This window comes from Halalkalibacter sp. AB-rgal2 (assembly GCF_041821005.1).
In the GTDB taxonomy this organism is placed as follows: domain Bacteria; phylum Bacillota; class Bacilli; order Bacillales; family Bacillaceae_D; genus Halalkalibacter.
Genome location: NZ_JBGUAV010000003.1, coordinates 151517 through 173801, shown reverse-complemented (window position 1 = coordinate 173801; position 22285 = coordinate 151517). Strand labels below are relative to the sequence as shown.

Genomic DNA, 22285 nt, shown 5'->3' with positions numbered 1-22285 from the left:
TGGAGAAGAAGCAATAAAAAAACCGGCAAAAAGCCGGCTTTTTTATTGCTTCTAGTTAGGCAGAAAGTCCGTTTAGACGCTTTGATAAGCGAGACTTTTGGCGAGAAGCGGCATTTTTATGGATAAGTCCTTTACTAGCTGCTTTATCAAGGCGCTTTACAGCATCTTTGAAAGCTACTGTTGCTTCTTCCTTTTCGCCCGCTTCTACTTTTGCTTCAAAAGTTTTGATTGAAGTACGAAGAGCTGATTTAACAGCAATGTTTTGAGCACGACGCTTGTCGTTTGTTTTTACACGCTTAATGGCTGATTTAATATTTGGCATTTATTTCACCTCCTGAGTCATCACCTATCATGAACGGTTCGAAACCTTGTATTCAGGCGATTATACAACAAGAAGGATTTTACCAAAAACGGCGCTTAAATGCAATAGAAGAATGAAAACTGTTTGCTTAGCACACGCTATGATCATAGAAAAATCTTTGTTTGTTATGAAGGAGTGATTATTGTGACGGAAGAGTTAGATTTAAGCCGTTTTCAAATTCGTACTGATTTAGCTGTCGAGGCTCATCAAATTGCCGTTGAGGAACAAGAAAGCAATGAACAAAGTGAAGTCACAGGTGTACAGATTGAAGAGGAAACGATTGATGACGTCATTATTACTCGAGTGACGATTGATGAGAAAGGTGCAGATCGACTTGGGAAGAAACCTGGACATTATTTAACGTTTGAATCTCAAGGAATACGCAAAAAAGATACGGATATTCAGGAGAAGATGGAGAGAGTGTTTGCAAATCAGTTTAGTTCATTCATGAAAGAGATCGGAGTCGGACCAAACGATACTTGTCTCATTGTCGGACTGGGTAATTGGAATGTAACACCAGATGCACTAGGTCCTATCGCTGTGGAGAACTTGCTTGTTACAAGACATTTGTATGAACTAGCTCCTGAGCAAGTAGAGGATGGTTTCCGTCCTGTTAGTGCAATATCTCCTGGTGTCATGGGGGTAACTGGTATAGAAACGAGCGATGTTATCTTTGGTGTGATTGAAAAAACAAAGCCAGATTTTGTCATAGCCATTGACGCCTTAGCATCTCGTTCTATTACGAGAGTCAACTCAACGATTCAAATAAGTGATACCGGTATTCATCCAGGCAGTGGGGTAGGAAATAAACGTAAAGAAATTAGTAAAGATATACTTGGAATTCCTGTCATTGCAATTGGTATTCCAACGGTTGTCGATGCGGTTTCAATTACGAGTGATACGATTGACTATGTTCTTAAACATTTCGGTCGAGAAATTCGAGAAGGCAATCAACCGTCAAGGTCACTTGCTCCAGCTGGCATGACATTTGGAGAGCGCCGTACATTGACAGAGGAAGACTTGCCAGATGAAAAGAAGCGTGAAACGATCTTGGGAATGATCGGAACTTTACCAGAGCAGGAGAAACGGCAGCTTATTCAAGAGGTCTTATCCCCACTTGGACATAATTTGATGGTGACACCAAAGGAAGTTGATGTGTTTATTGATGATATGGCTAATGTGATTGCTCAAGGATTAAATGCCGCCCTACATGAACATATCAATCAGCAAAATGTCGGCAGCTTTACTCATTAATACTAATTAGCTAAATATGATGAACAATAAGAGGCTGGACAAAACCCTCCTCTGAAATGAAAAAGTCGGTGAAATTTTACTTTTCGTAAAATTTCACCGACTTTTATTATTTCTTACTCTTTAAAGTAAGGGGCTGTCACAGGTTCGTTCTCTTGCGCTTGAGCTACTCGCTTTCGAGGCCACTGAAAAAGTGAAATTTTCACTTTTTCAGTGGCTTTAAGTAATGTGCGTAGCCGTTGCCCGATTTTGAAAGCCTTGCAATGAGTGGGTTTCTCATAGCAAGGCGCACAACGAGCGGAGCCATTACTCTTCCTTGAGTGACTTGAAAAAGTGGAAATCGCACTTTTTTTGTGCTCAAATTAACTTTGATGAAACTTTGCTATTTTCTTAGTTCTTTTTTTCACTCTCATTCATATGGTGGAATGAGGTCGTTTCTTTTACTTAACGTATTGATGTTGTTTTCAATGTAGCTAACTGATAGGAGATGAGACGATGCGAAAGAGAAGACAGTTAAGGTTTGGTGTCGGTGTAAACCGGACAAGCATAAAGAAAATATTTTCATTATTTATTATTGGAATCATGGGATTATTTATTTTCACCGGTATCCTTACTTCATTTGAACCAGGACATGGACTAGCCTCGAATCAAATACATGAATGGTCATCAAATATTAAAGGAGAGCATTTTCTTTACTTATTAGGTATGGAAAATCAGCATTTTAAATCCGTCTTGCCAAATGATAGTGAACCCCCTAGTATTAGCTCAGTTTTGTTTGAAATTGCTACAAGTATTAATCCAAATGATCCTAGAAGTTTACTTGGGAGAGAACTCCCTGGATTTGCATTATTTGATGGTAGTATCTTAATAGCTGGGGAAGGAACGGATTATACAAATATACCTGTTGAATCTGCTCCGCCGATGGATGTCATTTTAGCAGAGCGTGAGGCAACACAGGAAAGTTTAGAACGTCTTGAACAGTTAGAGAGAGAGCGTGAAGAGATAGAAGAATCAACGGATGGACGCAAGGTTGTTCATATTATCCATTCTCATAATACGGAATCGTTTCTACCTGAATTAGAAACAAATGAACCAAATGAAGCATTTCATAATAAAGTGAATATTACGCTAGTAGGAGAGAAGTTATCACAGGAATTAGAAAAGCGTGGAATAGGAACAGAGGTAGAGGAACGGGATATCCAGGAGAATTTGCGAGAGAAAGGTTGGAATTATCCACAATCGTATGACGCTTCAAGAAATTTTGTTGTAGAAGCGATGGAGGAAAATAGTGATTTACATTATTTCTTTGATATTCACCGTGACTCACTTCCAAGAGATCGCACGACCGTTACGATTAATAACGAAGAATTTGCAAGAACGGTATTCGTTATTGGTGGGAATCATGAAAATTATGAAGAAAACTACGAGCTTGCAAAATCACTCCATAATGATTTGGAAGAGCACTACCCAGGATTAAGCCGTGGTGTTATTTTAAAAGATGGTCCGTATACGAATGGACGATTTAACCAGGATTTATCAAGTAATTCGGTACTAATTGAATTCGGTGGAGTAGAAAACACATTAGAAGAAACATATCGTGCTGCTGAGGCTGTAGCAGAAGTATTTGCTGAATTTTATTGGGAGCATCATGCAGTAGATGGATAGGAGGATAAAAATGAAACGAGCTCTATTATCGATCGCTGTTGTCGGTTTGTTCCTCTTATTTGGAATATTGCTTGGTGTTCAGCTTGTAAGTGAAGAACTTGGAATAGATAAACCTATCCCACTTGAGATTAATCAAATCGAAACGAAGCTTCAAAATGAAACCTTCGAAGAGTTAGTGAATAAAGGAGAAAAGGTGGAAGAGATAGGACGGTTTAACTTTTTCTCTGATCTAGGAGAAGGGGTTGCAAATGGTTTGAATAAAATGAGTCGAGCTTGTCTTTCAAGAATGGTTGCTACGATTCATTATTTGAACGGAAAAGAGTCTTCATATTAAAAAGGATCGTGTATTTACGAATTTTAAACAGTTGACTCTTGCATTATGATTGAAGCTACTGAAGAAGTTTTGTTTTTCAGTAGCTTTTATTCTTAGTTGATAGATAGGTGGGTGAAAGGTATAATACAGAGTGATGTTCTGTACGATTTTGTAGGAGTGATTATGTGATGAATAATGAACAGCGGTTAGCGCGGCAATCAAAGATACGGAACTTTTCTATTATCGCGCACATTGACCACGGAAAATCAACACTTGCTGACCGAATTTTGGAGCAGACGGGTGCACTGACTGACCGTGAAATGAAAGATCAAACGCTAGATGCAATGGATTTAGAACGTGAACGAGGAATTACAATTAAGTTAAATGCCGTTCAGTTAACGTATAAGGCTCAAGATGGGGAAGAATATATATTTCATTTAATTGATACGCCTGGACATGTCGATTTTACATATGAAGTGTCACGTAGTTTAGCGGCCTGTGAGGGAGCGTTGCTTATCGTTGATGCGGCTCAAGGAATTGAAGCGCAAACATTAGCGAATGTCTATTTGGCGCTTGATAATGATTTGGAAATTCTACCGGTCATAAATAAAATTGACTTACCAAGTGCTGAGCCTGATCGAGTGAAACAAGAGGTTGAAGATGTGATTGGATTGGATGCATCAGGTGCTGTGTTAGCATCAGCGAAAAACGGGATAGGGATTGAGGAAATATTAGAGCAAGTCGTAGAGCTTGTTCCAGCACCTCAAGGTAACCCACAAGCGCCATTGCAAGCGTTAATTTTCGATTCATTGTATGATTCGTATCGGGGTGTTATTGCTTATATACGAATTGTTGAGGGAACGGTTAAGCCGGGCCAGAAGATTAAAATGATGGCAACGGGTAAGGAGTTTGAAGTCCAAGAAATTGGAGTCTTTACTCCAAAGGCTGAGAAACGTGACGAATTAACGGTTGGAGATGTTGGATTTTTAACGGCGTCTATTAAAAATGTAGGTGATACACGTGTCGGGGATACGATAACTGAGGCAACTAGACCAGCAGATAAGCCATTACCTGGATATCGACGTATGAACCCGATGGTTTATTGTGGTCTATATCCAGTTGATACAAATGATTACAATGATTTAAGAGAAGCACTGGAGCGTTTAGAATTAAATGATGCTTCGTTACAATATGAGCCCGAAACATCTCAAGCATTAGGCTTTGGTTTCCGTTGTGGCTTCTTAGGGCTTCTTCATATGGAAATTATACAAGAGCGGATTGAACGTGAATTTGGCATTACGTTAATTACAACAGCACCAAGTGTGGTTTATAAAGTATTGACGACAAGTGGGGAAGAGGTAACGATTGATAACCCTTCTAATATGCCTGATACACAAAAGATTGATCAAGTGGAAGAGCCGTATGTGAAAGCAAAAATTATGGTACCAAATGAATTTGTTGGGGCGATAATGGAGCTTTGCCAAGGGAAGCGCGGTATATTCATTGATATGCAATATTTAGATGATATACGCGTACAAATAGTGTACGAAATTCCTTTATCGGAGATCGTCTATGATTTCTTTGATCAATTGAAATCAAGTACGAAAGGGTATGCATCATTTGACTATGAATTAATTGGATATAAACCATCAAAGCTCGTTAAAATGGATATTCTACTTAATGCTGAGAAGGTTGATGCTCTTTCTGTTATCGTTCACCGTGATTTTGCATTTGAGCGTGGAAAGGTAATCGTTGAAAAGTTAAAGGAATTAATTCCTCGTCAACAATTTGAAGTTCCGGTTCAAGCGAGTATAGGAACGAAAATTATTGCCAGATCAACGATTAAAGCGATTCGTAAGAACGTATTGGCAAAATGTTACGGTGGCGATATTTCTCGTAAACGTAAGCTACTTGAAAAGCAAAAAGAAGGTAAGAAACGGATGAAATCAGTAGGGAATGTCGAAGTGCCGCAGGAAGCCTTTATGGCTGTTTTGCGTATGGATGATTAAAGTATTAAGAAGAAACTAATAGGATGATTCGTATTTCTTTAGAATAAACAGTGTGTTCAACCTGTACGAAACATAGATTTCAAACTTAACAGCACTCCAATATGTCGGACTAACCTAACATTGGAGTACTGTTTTTATTTGGGATTTTTTCAAAAAAAGATAATTGGTTGTGCGATACTCCGAGGTGTAGAATAGGCAATCATAACAAATTCCTTTCCGAATGCGACTATGCTCAACATTTTAGTTTATTAAATCCTTTCGATTAGCAGAGATAGGTGGAAGCTCTAACCAACCGTTATTAATCATTAGCTCTGCACCATCTTCAGCATAAAGACCGACATTGACCAGTTGCTTTGAATATTTCGCAGCAATATCCCTGCGGAAACTTAATGCCATAGAACCGCCTATATTAGCTAACGACATAGCTGTTAATGTATTTGTTTGAAACATCATAAGTTTATCCGAAAAAACAGGAACTGTATTATCTGTAACTTCAGCATCCCAAGTCATAGGCGCAGGTAAATGACTTTCTTCTAAAAGAGTTTGTAACTCACTTATAATTTTTTTCGATAATTCTACCCCTCTTAAAAAGTGTCTTTTCACTTTTTCAAATTGAGAGGTTTGCGCAAATCCAAGTAATAGAGACTTGCCATGTATATTATTATTATAATTCAAATATATGTGGGTAATTTCTTCTGCTGTTAACGGTCTTTTTTCTCCAAACCAACCTTTTAGGAACTTTTCGTTTTTAACAAATTCAGGCTCCTTCGGGGTAGGCAGATGTGGGGGACGAACAAATATACCTTTAGTTAGTAATAATTGTTTTGTGGCACCTTCAATTGCTACAGCGTCGACTAAGTATTTGTTATATAACTTTCTAATATCTTCTCGTGCAGCAGTGGAAAGGGCTGCTCCATTTGATGCAATTCCAGCTTTGCTTAAGCTTCTAATGAAGTATAGAAAGTATGTGTCAGAAAATAATCGGGGAGCATTCAAATTTACATCTTCTAATGAGAAGCCTATTGGAATTGGAAACGCTTCACGCTTAAATATAGTTTTTAATTCCATTAAGTGATTCTGTGAGGTAGTCAATGTTAAATTAATGATTGATTTAATTTCTGAGTCTTCTACATTAGCAAGAAAGTACTTTAACATGGGAATACTTGCGCTTTCGGTCATATAACTTGACCATAGAGAACCGATTTCTGCCGCAGTTAACCTAATATGCTCACTCACTTTATTACCTCCTATTTTTACGAATAAATATATTTTTGTCTATAATTTACATATTTATGTATTGGCCTGTAAAGGTGTTGATCCTAATTGGGGTATTTTATAATTCATATAAGGGAAGCATTTCAACCTTAATAAAATCATTTAGTTGCTAGATTTGGTTGGATACTTTAGAATACAAATGGAGATACAATTTTGTAAGTGAAATGAGCTTATGGCTATTCAATCTATGGATGATTCAATCATATGGGGGGGTGTTCCACTCGGGACACCCCTGTCAGCTTGAAAAGATTTGTCTAAAATTCCAATGTTCTTCAACATGAATGAAAGGAGGGATCTGGTGGTAAAAGCAGCATATATTCATATCCCTTTTTGTGAGCATATTTGTTATTATTGTGATTTTAACAAAGTCTATTTAAAAAATCAGCCAGTGGACGAATATATTGAAGCCCTATTAACTGAAATGAAGCGCTCTGACGTATCCTCTTGCTCGTTGGAAACGATTTTCATTGGTGGGGGAACACCAACAGCTTTGTCAGCGAAGCAATTAAAACGACTTTTAAAAGGGATGCAGCAAATGATGGACTTGGATCATCTTCGTGAATTTACAATTGAAGTGAATCCTGACAGCATTGATGATGAAAAGCTAACGATCTTAAAGGATTTCGGCGTGAACCGATTAAGCATGGGTGTTCAAACCTTTGACGAAAAACTATTGAAGGAAATTGGACGAACTCATAATCGGAGCAGTGTGTACGATGCAGTAGAGCGTGCAAGAGCATCAGGGTTTCAGAATATTTCTCTAGATCTAATGTTCGGTTTACCGAAACAAACACCGGAGCATTTCCGTCAAACGTTAAAGGAAGCTTTAGCGTTGGAGATTGAACACGTATCAGCTTATTCGTTGAAGGTAGAGGAGAAGACGATTTTTTTTAATAGAAAGCGTCAAGGGAAATTAACACTTCCTCCAGAAGAGGATGAGGTGGAAATGTACAAAAATTTACGAGCGGTGACGGCGAAAGCGAAGCTGGCACAATATGAAATCAGTAATTTTGCTAAGGAAGGCTTTGAAAGTCAGCACAATCTCGTTTATTGGAACAATGAAGAATATTTTGGTTTTGGTGCAGGTGCTCATGGTTATTTAAATGGCGTGCGTTACCAAAACCATGGTCCATTACCGAAGTATTTACGTGCGATTGGGCAAGGAGACGTACCGACCGTATCTATTCATCACGTGAGTAAAGTGGAGCAAATTGAAGAACAAATGTTTTTAGGGTTGCGAAAATTAGAAGGTGTAAGTAAAGATGAATTCCAGGTTAAATTTGGTATGTCTATACACGATTGTTTTTCGAAACAACTTCATACACTACAAGCGCGAGGGCTTTTATTCGAATCTGTAGATCGCATTCAACTAACAGCTGATGGATTACTTTTAGGCAATGAAGTATTCGAACAATTTATTGCGATTCTAGAGGAACAATCAATTAATTGAGTGTTTTTATTGACAAATGACAGTCCATTTGGTAATTTATCATTAGATTTAGCACTCGAATAGATTGAGTGCTAACAGAGGTGGTGAGGGGATGTTAACAGAGAGACAATTGCTCATTCTACATGCAATCGTTGACGATTATATCCGTTCTGCTGAACCTGTTGGATCAAGAAGCATTTCTAAGCGTGAGGATATTACGTTTAGCCCAGCTACGATTCGTAATGATATGGCAGACTTAGAAGAATTAGGTTTCTTAGAGAAACCACACAGCTCCGCGGGTCGTATACCTTCTCAGAAAGGTTATCGGTTTTATGTGGATCATTTGTTGTTACCTCATCACTTAACAACCGCAGAGCGATTTGATATTCGTTCTGGTTTTGATGAACGAATACGGGAGTTAGAGGAAGTCATCCAACATTCTGCTCGCGTATTATCGAGTATGACAAGTTATATTTCTGTTGTACTAGGGCCTGAATTGTTTGAGACTTCATTGACTAATATTCAGATCATTCCGTTAAGTAAAGTGTCGGCAACTGTTATTGTTGTGACTGACACAGGCCATGTTGAAAGTCAAACAATCGCTATTCCTGATGGAATTGAAGCTGCTGAGTTAGAAAGAACGGTGAATATCTTAAATGAACGATTAAAGGGAGTTCCGTTGTACAAACTCAGAAAGAAGCTTCAATATGAAGTCGCAGATGTGTTACGAACACATGTCCAAAATTATGAACATGTCATGAAATTACTTATGGCTTCATTTGAAATGGAGAAACATGAGAAGCTATTCTATAGTGGTAAGACGAATTTACTCACACAACCAGAATTCAAGGATGTTGAAAAAATCCGCATGCTTCTTAATATGCTGGAAGAAGATGCCACTATGTTGCAAATTTTAAAAACACCTCATACCGGTGTACAAGTTAAAATAGGTGAAGAAAATCAACTTGAAGCGTTTGATCATTGTAGTTTGATTACAGCAACGTATTCAATTGGTGGTAAGCAAATGGGCACAATTGGAATATTAGGTCCAACAAGAATGGAATATCGACGAGTGATTGGTGTTGTAGATACACTATCGAAAGATTTAACAAAACTATTAACAAACTTGTATCGTTAATTGGAGAAATGATAACATAGTAAGGATGTCAAAAGGCAATAAAGACGTCTTTTGACATTTCACTATGTCGTCTTTCAACATACATAAGATTCATGTATTTTATTTAGGAGGTGAACGAGATGGCAGAAAAAGAAACACAAACGGTTGAGGAGACAAAAGCTGAGCAAGAACCAATTGCTGATGCAGAGCATGATAGCGATGAAGCAGTGGAGGCTGAAGCTGAAGTCGTAGGGTCGAAAGATGAACAATTAGAAGCACAAATCAATGAATTAAATAATCGACTATTACGTACTCAAGCAGATTATGATAATTTCAGACGCCGTTCTCGTGAAGAGAAAGAAGCAGCGGCTAAATATAGATCACAAGTCGTTATTGAATCATTATTACCTGTATTAGATAACTTCGAACGTGCTTTATTAGTAAATCCTGAATCAGACGAAACGAAGTCTCTATTACAAGGGATGGAAATGGTCTATCGTCAATTACAAGACACATTAAATAATGAAGGTGTGGCGGTAATTGAAACAGAGGGCCAAACGTTTGATCCTCATCTTCACCAAGCGGTGATGCAAGTGGAAGAAGACGGGTTTGAATCTGGTAAAATTGTGGAAGAATTGCAAAAAGGTTACAAGCTAAAAGACAGAGTCCTACGACCAGCGATGGTTAAGGTTAATGCTTAGAAATGAAATAAATCTAGTAAACGAATGGAGGAACAATAATAATGAGTAAAATTATTGGTATCGATTTAGGTACAACGAACTCTTGCGTGGCAGTGATGGAAGGTGGAGAAGCAACTGTTATCCCAAATCCAGAGGGTAACCGTACGACACCATCTGTTGTTGCATTTAAGGATGGAGAGCGCCAAGTGGGGGAAGTGGCAAAGCGTCAAGCAATCACAAACCCAAATACGATTATTTCGATTAAGCGTCATATGGGTACAGACCATAAGGAGAGTATTGAAGAAAAAGAGTATTCTCCTCAAGAAATTTCTGCAATTATTTTACAGAAGCTTAAATCTGATGCAGAAGAATACTTAGGTGAAAAAGTAACGAAGGCTGTTATTACAGTACCTGCTTATTTCAATGATTCACAGCGTCAAGCAACAAAAGATGCTGGGAAAATTGCCGGTTTAGAAGTGGATCGTATTGTTAACGAACCAACAGCGGCTGCGCTTGCTTACGGTCTTGATAAGGAAGATGATCAAACGATACTTGTTTATGACCTTGGTGGTGGTACGTTTGATGTGTCCATTCTTGAATTAGGAGATGGATTCTTCGAAGTTAAAGCAACATCTGGAGATAACAAGCTTGGTGGAGATGACTTTGACCAGGTTATTATCGACTATCTTGTGGAGCAATTTAAGAAAGATAATGGTATCGATCTTTCTCAAGATAAAATGGCGATGCAACGTTTGAAGGATGCAGCAGAAAAAGCTAAGAAAGATTTATCTGGTGTAACACAAACACAAATTTCACTACCTTTTATTACAGCTGATGCAACAGGACCGAAACATTTAGAGTTATCTTTGAGTCGTGCTAAGTTTGAAGAGCTTTCTGCTGATTTAGTTGAACGTACACTTGAGCCAACTCGTCGTGCATTATCGGATGCAGGTCTATCTGCAAGTGAAATTGATAAAATTGTATTAGTTGGGGGTTCAACACGTATTCCTGCTGTACAAGAAGCGATTAAAAGTCTTACTGGGAAAGATCCTCACAAAGGGGTAAATCCTGATGAAGTAGTCGCGCTCGGTGCTGCTATTCAAGCTGGCGTGTTAACTGGAGATGTTAAGGACGTTGTATTACTAGATGTTACACCACTTTCATTAGGAATTGAAACAATGGGTGGCGTATTTACGAAGTTGATTGAGCGTAACACGACGATTCCAACATCAAAATCACAAGTATTTTCAACGGCAGCCGATAATCAGCCTTCTGTTGATATTCATGTTCTGCAAGGTGAACGTGAAATGGCAGCAAATAATAAAACACTGGGACGATTCCAATTATCAGATATTCCACCAGCACCACGTGGTGTACCACAAATTGAAGTTTCGTTTGACATTGATGCTAACGGGATTGTAAATGTTAAGGCGAAAGATCTAGGGACAAACAAAGAACAATCAATTACGATTACTTCTTCTTCGGGATTATCTGATGAAGAAATTGATCAAATGGTTAAGGATGCTGAAGCGAACGCAGAGGAAGATAAGAAGCGTCGTGAAGAGGTTGAGCTTCGAAATGAAGCAGATCAGCTTGTTTTCCAAACAGAAAAAACGATCAACGATTTAGGAGAAAACATTGATCAAGGTGAAAAAGAGAAGGCTGAGGCAGCAAAAGATAAGCTGAAATCAGCGATTGAAGCTGATAACATTGAAGAAATCCGTACTGCAAAAGATGAGCTACAAGAGGTAGTAACAGCTCTTACAACAAAGATGTATGAGCAGGCTGCTGCACAAGCTCAACAAGCACAAGGTGCTGAAGGTCAAGCTGAACAAGCGGATGATAATGTTGTCGATGCTGACTATGAAGAAGTGAATGACGAAGAAAAGAAATAATCACCTTTCACATAAGTCAAAGTCAACGTAGTTGACTTTGACTTTTTCTAAGAGGATATGTGAAAAGGATATTTTTGTCGTAGTTCTAATGCTTTTGATAAATGTAGAAATCGAGTAAGTAACAAACTGTTACTTTTCTTATTGCGAAAAGGGTTTGTAAGGTGGTAAGATGAACGTTATGGAATAGAATCGGGAGTGGATGACATGAGTAAACGAGATTACTATGAAGTCCTTGGTGTTGATCAAAATGCTTCAGTTGATGAGGTGAAGAAGGCGTATCGCAAGCTTGCGCGTAAATATCATCCAGACGTCAATAAAGAAGCGGATGCTGAGGCAAAGTTTAAAGAAGTAAAAGAGGCGTATGACACATTAAGTGATCCTCAGAAGAAGTCTCACTATGATCAATTTGGTCATACAGATCCAAATCAAGGATTTGGTGGAGGAGGAGACTTTGGAGGTGGCTTTGGCGATATATTTGATATGTTCTTTGGTGGCGGCGGACGTCGCAATCCGAATGCACCTCGTCAAGGAGCGGATTTACAATATACGATGACGTTAGAGTTTAAGGAAGCAGTATTTGGAAAAGAAACAGAAATAGAAATTCCGCGAGAAGAAACGTGTCAAACATGTTCAGGTTCTGGAGCAAAGCCAGGAACTAAACCTGAAACATGTTCGCATTGTGGTGGATCAGGACAGCTAAATGTTGAACAGAATACACCGTTTGGACGTGTTGTAAACCGTCGAGTTTGTCATTATTGCGACGGTACAGGTAAGCAAATTAAACATAAGTGCTCAACTTGTGGTGGGCAAGGTAAAGTGAAGAAACGTAAAAAAATTAGCGTTAAAGTCCCTGCAGGAATTGATCACGGCCAACAACTACGAGTATCCGGACAAGGGGAAGCTGGTTCTAATGGTGGACCTCCAGGAGATTTATTTGTTGTATTTAATGTGAAAACGCATGAATTTTTTGAACGTGAAGGTGATGACATTTACTGTGAAATGCCGTTAACATTTGCCCAAGTAGCGCTCGGTGATGAAATTGAGGTACCAACTTTAACTGGTAAAGTGAAATTGAAAATTCCGGCTGGAACACAGACGGGGACGAATTTTCGCCTGAGAAGTAAAGGGGTACCTAACGTACACGGGCGGGGTCAAGGTGATCAGCATGTGAAAATCCGTGTAGTGACACCAAAGAACTTAACTGAGAAGGAAAAAGACTTATTACGTGAGTTTTCGCAAATGACAGGTGGTCAGCCAGATGAACAAAATGACAGCTTCTTTGCGAAGGTAAAGCGAGCATTTAAAGGGGAATAAGCTTATATAGCTTATGTTAAGGAGTGAGTTGGATGTTAAAATGGTCAGAATTTAGTATTCATACTAGTGAAGAAGCGGTGGAGCCAGTTTGTCATATTTTACATGAAGCTGGGGCAAGCGGTGTAGTAATTGAAGACCCTAGTGATTTAGTAAAAGATTGGGGCGATCGTTTCGGAGAAATATACCAACTCTCTCCTGATGATTATCCTGAAGATGGGGTAATGATTAAAGCGTATTTTCCTGTAAACAGTTTTCTAACTGACACAATCGATGGTATTAAGGAGTCCGTTAATGGACTCCTTCAGTATGATATCGAATTAGGACAGAATAAGGTTCATTTGGTTGAAGTGGATGAGACAGAATGGGCAACTGCTTGGAAGAAATATTACAAACCTATTCGCATCTCTCATTCACTAACAATTAAGCCTACTTGGGAAGAGTATGAGGCTACAGATAATGAAATGATTATAGAATTAGATCCAGGAATGGCTTTCGGTACCGGAACGCATCCAACAACGGTTCTTTGTATACAGGCATTAGAAAAGTATTTAACGAGTCAAGCAGCCGTCATAGATGTAGGAACGGGGTCAGGAGTGTTAAGTATCGCTGCGGCAAAGCTTGGGGCTAAAGAAGTCTTAGCATTAGATCTAGACTATGTTGCTGTGAAGAGCGCGAAAGAGAATATCGGTGGAAATGAAGTCTCTTCTATCGTTCGTGTTGAGCAAAATGATTTATTAGAGGGAATCTCTGGCGAATATGATTTAGTTATTGCTAACATATTAGCAGAGGTTATTATGACATTTGTTCAAGATGCGGCAGCGGTTCTTAAGCAAAATGGGACATTTATTACTTCAGGGATTATAAAAAGAAAAAAAGATGATGTAAAAAAATCATTAGAACAAGGTGGATTTATCATCAAAGAAGTCGTCGAAATGGAAGATTGGGTTGCACTTGTTGCGACAAAAGCTTAATAAAGCGAGGAAATGAAATGCAGCGCTATTTTGTATTACCTGAACAAATGAAGGATAATGAGGTAAGCATAACTGGAGAAGATGTTAAACATATCTCTAAGGTGATGCGGATGTCTATTGGTGACGTAATTGTATGTAGTAATAATGCATCTCGCACGGTTCGTTGCACAATTAAAGACATGTCAGATCAACAAGTTATAGCCGTTATAGACGAAGCAATTCAACCGAACACGGAACTTCCCATTGAGGTGACAATTGCTCAAGCATTACCGAAAGCGGATAAGCTAGATTGGATCATTCAGAAGGGAACAGAGCTCGGAGTGCATACATTCCAACCGTTTGCTGCTTCAAGGTCGATTGTGAAATGGGATCGAAAGAAAGCAATGAAAAAACGAGAGCGGCTTGAAAAAATTGCAAAGGAAGCAGCAGAGCAAGCGTATCGTGAAAAAATTCCGTATGTTGCTGATTTTATACCGTTTACAGAACTTTTGAAAATGGTTCAACATTATGATAGAACGGTCATTGCCTATGAAGAAGTAGCGAAGGAGCAGGATCATACCTATTTTGCTAATACACTTCAAGAATTAACAAAAGGCCAACGGTTGCTTATCATCATTGGTCCAGAAGGTGGATTATCTGAGGAAGAGGTGGAGAAACTGCAGGAACAAGAGGCTGTTCCTTGTAGCTTTGGACCACGTATATTAAGAACAGAAACGGCAGCAATGTATGCACTTTCTGCTATTTCGTATCATTTTGAATTAATGAGGTGAAGAACATGGGCACGGTTGCCTTTCATACATTAGGTTGTAAAGTGAATTATTATGAAACCGAAGCGATATGGCAATTATTTCAGCAAGCAGGTTATGAAAAAGTTGAATTTGAAGCAATTTCGGATGTATATGTAATAAACACCTGTACGGTTACGAATACAGGTGATAAGAAAAGTCGTCAAGTCATCAGACGCGCGATTCGTAAAAATCCTGATGCGGTTATTTGTGTTACGGGCTGTTATGCACAAACATCTCCTGCTGAGATTATGGCGATACCAGGTGTTGATATTGTCGTTGGAACACAAGATCGTATAAAAATGCTTGATTATATTGAAGAATTCAAGCAAAAACGCGAGCCAATCAATGGTGTAGGGAATATAATGAAGTCTAGAGTGTATGAGGAATTAGATGTACCGGCTTTTACAGATCGCACTCGTGCTTCATTAAAAATTCAAGAGGGCTGTAATAACTTTTGTACATTTTGTATTATCCCGTGGGCACGTGGTCTAATGCGTTCGCGTGATCCAGAAGATGTAATGAAACAAGCTACTCAGCTCGTGGAAGCAGGCTATAAGGAGATTGTACTAACGGGAATTCATACTGGTGGTTACGGTGAGGATTTAAAGGATTATAGCTTGGCACGACTATTAAAGGATCTGGAACAAATACAAGGATTAAAGCGAATTCGAATTTCTTCTATTGAGGCAAGTCAATTAACAGATGAAGTGATTCGAGTCATTGATCAGTCAGAAAAGGTTGTTCGCCACCTGCATATTCCACTGCAATCAGGTTCAGATACGGTATTGAAACGGATGCGTCGGAAATATACGATGGCTTTCTTTGCTGAAAGAATAAAACGTTTAAAGGAAATCATGCCAGGTGTGGCGATCACTTCAGACGTTATTGTTGGCTTTCCTGGTGAAACAGAAGAAGAATTTGAAGAGACGTATCAATTTATTGCTAAGCACAAATTTAGTGAACTACATGTATTTCCTTATTCGAAGAGAACGGGAACACCTGCGGCACGAATGGATGATCAGGTGAATGAGGAAATTAAAAATAAACGAGTCCATCGATTAATTGAGCTATCTCATCAACTAGCAAAGGAATATGCTACCCAGTTCGATGGGGAAGTTCTTGAAATGATACTTGAAGAACGCGATAAGGAAAATGAGGAAAGTGGCTTGTATATTGGCTATACTGATAATTACCTTAAGGTGAAAGTTCCTGCATCCGATGCTTTGATCGGCAAGCTTGTGAAGATAAAAGTGACCAAGCCCGGATACCCATACAATGAAGGTGAGTTTGTTCGAGTTATAGATAATGAGCCGATTGAAATAACTTAATGTAAGTAAATCTAACGCACTTAGTTTTAGCGAAACGCTGAACTAAGTGCATTATTGTTTGTGCTCTATATTAGAATTTCCGTTTAATTGATTCAAATAGTCATTAACGTTTTCTAGATTAACTTCAAGCGTTTCAGTCATTTCATATTCAGGTATTTCATGGCCATAATAGTTTTCATACAGTCGTTCCACGATTAATTGTCCCCATACAAATTGGCTTTGTGAAATAGTACTGTTAATTTGATTATTTTGTACACCGTCAATAATCATTGGTAAATCATCGAAGGTGACAGCTATTTTATCTTGGAGTCCTTTCGCTTTCCATACTGTTACGGCAGCAGGGCCAGAAAGTGAATCAATTCCAACTAATGCATCAAAGTCTGGATATTCTTCAATCATTTGTTCAATGTTAGTAATGGTTTTCGATGGGATACCTTCATTTGACTTTATTTCTATTATGTTAATCTCAGGGTACTGCTTAAGTGTATTTTTGACACCCTCTATTCTTGAGTTAAGATTCAGCATTGTTGATAATCCTGTACTTATAATAAGGTCACCATGATAATCTAGGAGACGAGCAACAACCTCACCTAAATGTTCGCCAGCAGCTAAATTATCTGTGCCAATATAGGAAAGGCGCTTACTTTCAGGTGCATCCGTATCAAAACAAATAACAGGAATTCCTTCTAGTACAGCTTTATTAATGAATGGAGTGAGAGCGGCAGAATCGGTAGGGCCGATTGCAATTCCATCGACTCCTTGCTGGATGAAGTGCTCAATGATTTGAATTTGTGATTCGACATTAGCAGTTGAAGGAGCGCGTATAAGGACTTCGACTCCCATTGCTTCTGCAGTTTCCTTAGCACTAACTGTTACTGCTTCAAAGAAAGAGTGAGCGACAGGATAGATGATAGCAAAGGTAATGGTATCTCTTTCTTCAAGCTGCACATTCGTTTCGTCAGGAAATAGTTCAGGCTCATCTGTTGTGATGATATGACAGGCACTAGCACTAAAAAGAAATAATGAACAAATGATCATTACGGATAGTTTCAATGACGATAGCCTCCTTTGTCATAGAAGCGAAGTTGATAAAAAAAGCGCTGTGTTTTGCTCAAATGCTCGTAACGACTTCAAACGATGCTTTTCAGCAGGTCGCTTTAATTCAGCTTCATTAAACTTTGTCGTTTAAATTCTCGTGTAGTCATAGTTGTGATGCGCTTAAACATATTACAAAAATAATGGGAATCACTATAACCGACTTTTAATGCGATTTCATAGGTTTTCTCATTTGTAGTAATAAGCAACTCTTTCGCTTTTTCAATTCGGATAAAAGTTAAATATTCCTTTATTGTTTGTCCTTCTTCTTGACTAAAAATGTGACTAAAATAAGCTGGACTAACATTGACTACGTCTGCAATTTTTTGCAGAGACAGTTGAGAATCTGCGTAATGCTCTTTCATAAACTCTTTCGCTTTTTGAATAAGAGGGTAATTTTTACTTTTGAGTTGATTCCGTAGTTGAATCACTTCTGTTAGAATAGATGTCATATAACTTGCTAGCTGTGAAGAATCATGAATGGATTGATTAAGCTCAATTTGTTGGATTGAAGAAACGAAATGATCATTAGAGTTGTTGCTTAGACTCTTCAAGTAATCCGTAACAGTTGCCGTGAATTCCATTAGAAAGTAATAATATATAAATGAATGACTCTCGCTTTTTCGATTTAGTTCCTTTATGAGCCCTCTACATAATGGTGTGATTTCCTCAGTCTGACCATATGATAAGAATTGCTTCATTTCAGTTCTGTTAAAAAATGATTGTATGCCCGTTATCGGGAGAGGTGCATAAAAGCTTCGATTGTTATGCACTTGCGCATAGGCTTCTTGATAAGAGGTGGGAATGTCTTGAATACGGTCCTTAACTGTTCCCATTCCGAATATATTTCCTGAAGATGATTTCAAGGCTTCTTTAATATGTTGTATTTGTTTCGTTATGATTTGTTTAGAATTGGCTTTTATAATGTAAACAGTCTCTTTGCCATTACGTTGAAATTGAATGATTGAAAACGAAGGTATAGAATGTATGAGTGGGTGCAATTTTTGTTGTAATTCAATCATAACAACAACGTAATAACTGGCAATTAGTTGAATGTTCAATTTATCTGCTTCTTTAATAGCATTTGTAGTGGAATACATTCCTTCACATAAATCTAATAAAAATTGATTTTTAGTCAGATTTTCGTTTTCAGTTGCTTTATTTTGTAATTCATTTAATTTGTCTCTTTCTTTCTTTTCTAAATCGATTTGCTTTGATAATTTTAATAGCACGTCTAATAAATCAGTAGCATTTAGTGGTTTTAAACAATACTCGGTAATTTGGATTCGTAAAGCTTCTCGTGCATATTCAAATTCATCATGGCCACTGAGAATAATAATTTTTGTATAAGGTAACTTATTACGTAATATCCGACTTAACTCCAGACCATCCATAAAGGGCATTTTAATATCAGTTATGACAATATCAGGTTGCTCTTGTTCAATTAAGGGAAGAGCCATTTCACCATCGGGCGCATCTCCACAAAATAGGAACCCATTATTCTCCCAATCCATACAATGTCTAATCCCTTCCCGCACTTCGATTTCATCATCGACTAAAAATACTTTTTTCATAAATCTCACCTCTCCATTGGAATAGTTAAATGAATAGTAGTGCCCATGCCATATACACTATCAATCTCAATACCATATGGCTCACCATAATAGAGTCGAATTCGCTCTTGAACGTTGTACATTCCATATCCACCTTTTGCAGTTTGTACGGGCTCATTTGCTAATAAACAGCGTCTGATTTCGGCTAATTTCTTCTCTTCGATGCCGAGACCATTGTCCGTTATGCGAAAACAGATGTGCTTGTTTGAATCGAAATCACCAATGATGTGGATAAAACCTTTTCCTCTTTTGTTTTTTATTCCATGGTAGATAGCATTTTCAATTAATGGTTGCAGTGTAAGCTTGTGAATAATAAATGGCTCAATCTCTTTATTTATCGTAAATTGTATATCTAAAATATCGCGATACCTTATTTTTTGAATGACTAAGTAGTTTTTCACGTGACTAATCTCCTGTTCAATCGTGATTAAATCTTTCCCTTTATTTAAAGATATTCGAAAAAAATGAGACAATGCTTTCGTAATGGTCATAACGTCTTTCTCTTTTTTAGCTTCAGCCATCCAAATAATTGTATCTAGAGTATTGTAGAGAAAATGAGGGTTAATTTGAGCTTGTAGTGCTCGTAGCTCGGCCATTTTTAATTGTTTTTCTTTATTTATACTTGTTTCTAGAAGTGCTTTAATTTTTTCAATCATTCTATTAAATGATTGACCAAGCTCTGAAATTTCATCAAAGCTATGATTTTCTACTTTCACCGTCAAATCACCATTAGAAGCTAATTTAATCTTATCTTTTAAATGGCTGATCGGTCTAATGAGTCTCGAAGTAATGAATATGTAGAGCGAAATCGTAAAAATAATACTACTGACAACTGTTAACATAATTAAGTTTCGAATACTATTTGCTTCCTTTAATATTTCCTTTTCTGGAACTACACCAAAAATGAGCCAACCTGTCGTATCAGATTCATGCGACGTGATGAGTACAGATTGATCCGATTCAGCTTCGTGAAAAATATTATTGAAATCGGTTTCACTACGAAGATTTTGAGTATATAAATCATTGTGATAAATCGTAAAAGGAAAGTTCTCATGATTTGACTGAATAAAAAATAGACCATTTTGTTCTAATGAAGCTTCTTCTAAGAGGGAAAGGATAACGGTATGATCGACAATAATATTCATATATCCAACCGTTTCATGAGTAATATCCCAGATAATAGGTTGAGTAATAGAGATGACTGTTTCCGAATTAAATTCTGTCAGCTCCATAATTGGTTGGGTAGTATGTCGGATCACATCTATTTCTTCATTTATAGTAGAAGAAATGTGATTGGTATGTAATCCTTTACTTTCACTTAATGCTTTTCCACTTTGGTTTATTATCGTAATTTCAAGAATATGGCGACTCATTGGAATAATCTCGCGATAGGTCGTAAACATATTCAAAATGGATTTGGCATCCTCGTAATCATATTCATGCCAGTCATCCATCAAAAAACGTATCGTATTCTCCTGTTTACCAATTTCGGTGAACCTCATTATATTTTGAAAAATTCCATCAATTTCTTGACTGAGCTGTGTACCTTTTAGCTGAGACTTCGAAATGGCATTTTCAGAAATAATATTCATCGCTTTCTGGTAAGAGATCATACCTACAAATACTAACGGGATAACGGTTAAGACAATAAACATAATAAGAAATTTAGTCCGCAAACTAGAAACGAATAAATGCTTCATGCTCATAATAGTTCTCACCACATTTAATTTTGTAAGCGCTTTAAAGAGTATTTTATATCATTAGTAATTAAATTGAAATCTTTTTTTTGTAACTAGCTCAATCTCGACGGATTGGGTGAGGATTTGCTTTTATTCTTGTTTTTATTCCATCATTTTATAGACAAAATCTGCGTAATTTAGCGATTGTTTTATCATGGGGTAGCACATGTATATGTCTATTTCGCAAGCTATCAAAAAAAAGTACAACAAGCTTTAAATAAATTACACAAAAAAGAAATAAGATCTGTGAGATTCAAAATAAAACAACATTTATTCAAAAATTCATTTATTAACTTCTAAATGAAAGCGTTTTATAATGACCGTACGCTAATTAAGTCAATTCGTTATTAGCGAAATATAAAGGGGGAAGGTCAATGTCAAAAGTCATTCGTACAAAATGGCTACTATTATTGGTTGTGCTAGTGTTAAGCTTTTTAGTTGCTTGTGGTGATGCTTCTGAAGTAGATCAGGAAGTGGAGGATGAGGTTGATAATGGTGATGAGGTTGAAGAGGAAGCAAATCAGTCAGAGAAATCGGATTCTCTCGTCATTGGGTTTTCTCAAGTGGGCGCTGAAAGTGAGTGGCGGACAGCAAATACACAATCGATTCAAGATGCAATTGCAGATGCAGGACATGATTTACAGTTTTCCGATGCGCAGCAGCAGCAACAAAATCAAATCATGGCGATACGCTCCTTTATTTCACAAGGTGTAGATGCGATTGTTTTCTCACCGGTTGTTGAGACAGGGTTTGAGACTGTATTACAAGAAGCAAAGGACGCTGAGATTCCTGTATTCCTAGTGGACCGTGCGGTAGATATTGATGATGACTCGATGTGGGTAACGTTCTTAGGCTCAGACTTTGTAGAAGAAGGTAGAAAAGCTGGTAGATGGCTCGTAGACGAGTTAGCAGATGTTGAAGGTGACATTAATATAGTTGAGCTACAAGGAACTGTAGGCTCAGCACCGGCAATTGATCGAAAAGAAGGGTTTGAAGAAATTATTGCTGATCATCCACAATTGACAATCACACAATCACAAACAGGTAATTTTACTAGAACAGAAGGCAAAGAAGTAATGGAAGCTTTCTTACGTTCAGATGGTGATAACATTGATGTTTTATATGCTCATAATGATGATATGGCGATAGGTGCGATTCAAGCTATTGAAGAATATGGCCTTAAGCCTGCTGAGGATATTATCGTTATTGGCGTTGATGCAGTAAAGGGTGCATTTGAAGCGATGGTCGCTGGGAAGATGAACGTAACCATTGAATGTAATCCACAGTTTGGGCCGCAACTTGTTGAGTTAATTGAAGCGCATTTTGCTGGTGAAGAATTACCGAAGAGAATAGCAGTAGAAGAAGATATGTATACAATGGATCAGGCTGCTGATCTAATTGATTCAAGAACGTATTAATAGAAAAAAATAAGCCACTTGATC

The 22285-nt window shown here is 37.8% G+C and carries 18 protein-coding genes; 13 read left to right on the top strand and 5 right to left on the bottom strand.

The features are described from left to right. Positions 1-55 precede the first annotated feature (55 nt). Entirely contained in the window at positions 56-322 is a 267-nt protein-coding gene (gene rpsT, locus ACERJO_RS03890) for a 30S ribosomal protein S20 (RefSeq protein ID WP_247105079.1), read from the bottom strand. A gap of 183 nt (positions 323-505) precedes the next feature. Here rpsT and gpr point away from each other — a divergent pair, with 183 nt between their 5' ends. The 4 genes from gpr (at position 506) to lepA (ending at position 5599) form a co-directional block, all read left to right on the top strand. Then, positions 506-1615 (top strand): GPR endopeptidase, encoded by a 1110-nt coding sequence (gene gpr, locus ACERJO_RS03885; RefSeq protein ID WP_247105078.1) that lies wholly within the window; start codon positions 506-508, stop codon positions 1613-1615. Between the two features lie 492 nt (positions 1616-2107). Next, positions 2108-3277 carry a stage II sporulation protein P gene (gene spoIIP / locus ACERJO_RS03880; protein WP_247105077.1) on the top strand — a complete coding sequence of 390 codons (1170 nt, stop codon included), beginning with the start codon at positions 2108-2110 and terminating at the stop codon, positions 3275-3277. Positions 3278-3287: 10 nt separating this feature from the next. Then, on the top strand, positions 3288-3611 hold the full coding sequence (locus ACERJO_RS03875) for a DUF3679 domain-containing protein (RefSeq protein WP_247105076.1): 324 nt from the start codon (positions 3288-3290) through the stop codon (positions 3609-3611). A 167-nt stretch (positions 3612-3778) separates the two neighbouring features. Then, a complete protein-coding gene (gene lepA / locus ACERJO_RS03870) occupies positions 3779-5599 on the top strand; it encodes a translation elongation factor 4 (protein ID WP_252120711.1) in 1821 nt (606 codons plus the stop codon). Positions 5600-5839: 240 nt separating this feature from the next. On the opposite strand, the gene ACERJO_RS03865 is transcribed toward lepA, so the two are convergent. After that, a complete protein-coding gene (locus ACERJO_RS03865) occupies positions 5840-6835 on the bottom strand; it encodes a DUF3231 family protein (RefSeq protein WP_247105074.1) in 996 nt (331 codons plus the stop codon). 337 nt (positions 6836-7172) lie between these two features. Between ACERJO_RS03865 and hemW the strand changes: the two genes are divergently transcribed. The 8 genes from hemW to mtaB all read left to right on the top strand — a co-directional run bounded on the left by hemW (position 7173) and on the right by mtaB (position 16396). After that, positions 7173-8324 (top strand): radical SAM family heme chaperone HemW, encoded by a 1152-nt coding sequence (hemW, locus tag ACERJO_RS03860; protein WP_247105073.1) that lies wholly within the window; start codon positions 7173-7175, stop codon positions 8322-8324. A gap of 91 nt (positions 8325-8415) precedes the next feature. After that, positions 8416-9441 (top strand): heat-inducible transcriptional repressor HrcA, encoded by a 1026-nt coding sequence (gene hrcA, locus ACERJO_RS03855; RefSeq protein WP_247105072.1) that lies wholly within the window; start codon positions 8416-8418, stop codon positions 9439-9441. A 119-nt stretch (positions 9442-9560) separates the two neighbouring features. After that, positions 9561-10121, top strand: a complete 561-nt coding sequence (gene grpE / locus ACERJO_RS03850) for a nucleotide exchange factor GrpE (protein ID WP_373646611.1) — start codon at positions 9561-9563, stop codon at positions 10119-10121. 41 nt (positions 10122-10162) lie between these two features. Further along, entirely contained in the window at positions 10163-11995 is a 1833-nt protein-coding gene (gene dnaK, locus ACERJO_RS03845) for a molecular chaperone DnaK (protein WP_247105070.1), read from the top strand. A 204-nt stretch (positions 11996-12199) separates the two neighbouring features. Continuing rightward, positions 12200-13309, top strand: coding sequence for a molecular chaperone DnaJ (gene dnaJ, locus ACERJO_RS03840; RefSeq protein ID WP_247105069.1), 1110 nt, complete (start codon positions 12200-12202; stop codon positions 13307-13309). Positions 13310-13341: 32 nt separating this feature from the next. After that, positions 13342-14280, top strand: coding sequence for a 50S ribosomal protein L11 methyltransferase (gene prmA / locus ACERJO_RS03835; protein WP_247105068.1), 939 nt, complete (start codon positions 13342-13344; stop codon positions 14278-14280). A 17-nt stretch (positions 14281-14297) separates the two neighbouring features. Beyond that, positions 14298-15050 (top strand): 16S rRNA (uracil(1498)-N(3))-methyltransferase, encoded by a 753-nt coding sequence (locus ACERJO_RS03830; protein WP_247105067.1) that lies wholly within the window; start codon positions 14298-14300, stop codon positions 15048-15050. Between the two features lie 5 nt (positions 15051-15055). Beyond that, positions 15056-16396 carry a tRNA (N(6)-L-threonylcarbamoyladenosine(37)-C(2))-methylthiotransferase MtaB gene (mtaB, locus tag ACERJO_RS03825; RefSeq protein ID WP_373646608.1) on the top strand — a complete coding sequence of 447 codons (1341 nt, stop codon included), beginning with the start codon at positions 15056-15058 and terminating at the stop codon, positions 16394-16396. Positions 16397-16447: 51 nt separating this feature from the next. Here mtaB and ACERJO_RS03820 read toward each other — a convergent pair whose 3' ends face one another. From ACERJO_RS03820 to ACERJO_RS03810, 3 genes are all read right to left on the bottom strand, one after another. Next, entirely contained in the window at positions 16448-17449 is a 1002-nt protein-coding gene (locus ACERJO_RS03820) for a substrate-binding domain-containing protein (protein ID WP_373646606.1), read from the bottom strand. A gap of 104 nt (positions 17450-17553) precedes the next feature. Next, positions 17554-19065 (bottom strand): response regulator, encoded by a 1512-nt coding sequence (locus ACERJO_RS03815; protein WP_373646605.1) that lies wholly within the window; start codon positions 19063-19065, stop codon positions 17554-17556. A 5-nt stretch (positions 19066-19070) separates the two neighbouring features. Further along, on the bottom strand, positions 19071-20810 hold the full coding sequence (locus tag ACERJO_RS03810; protein ID WP_373646604.1) for a sensor histidine kinase: 1740 nt from the start codon (positions 20808-20810) through the stop codon (positions 19071-19073). Between the two features lie 407 nt (positions 20811-21217). Here ACERJO_RS03810 and ACERJO_RS03805 point away from each other — a divergent pair, with 407 nt between their 5' ends. Next, positions 21218-22261: an ABC transporter substrate-binding protein gene (locus tag ACERJO_RS03805; protein WP_247105063.1), complete on the top strand. Its 1044-nt coding sequence runs from the start codon at positions 21218-21220 to the stop codon at positions 22259-22261. Positions 22262-22285 lie beyond the last annotated feature (24 nt).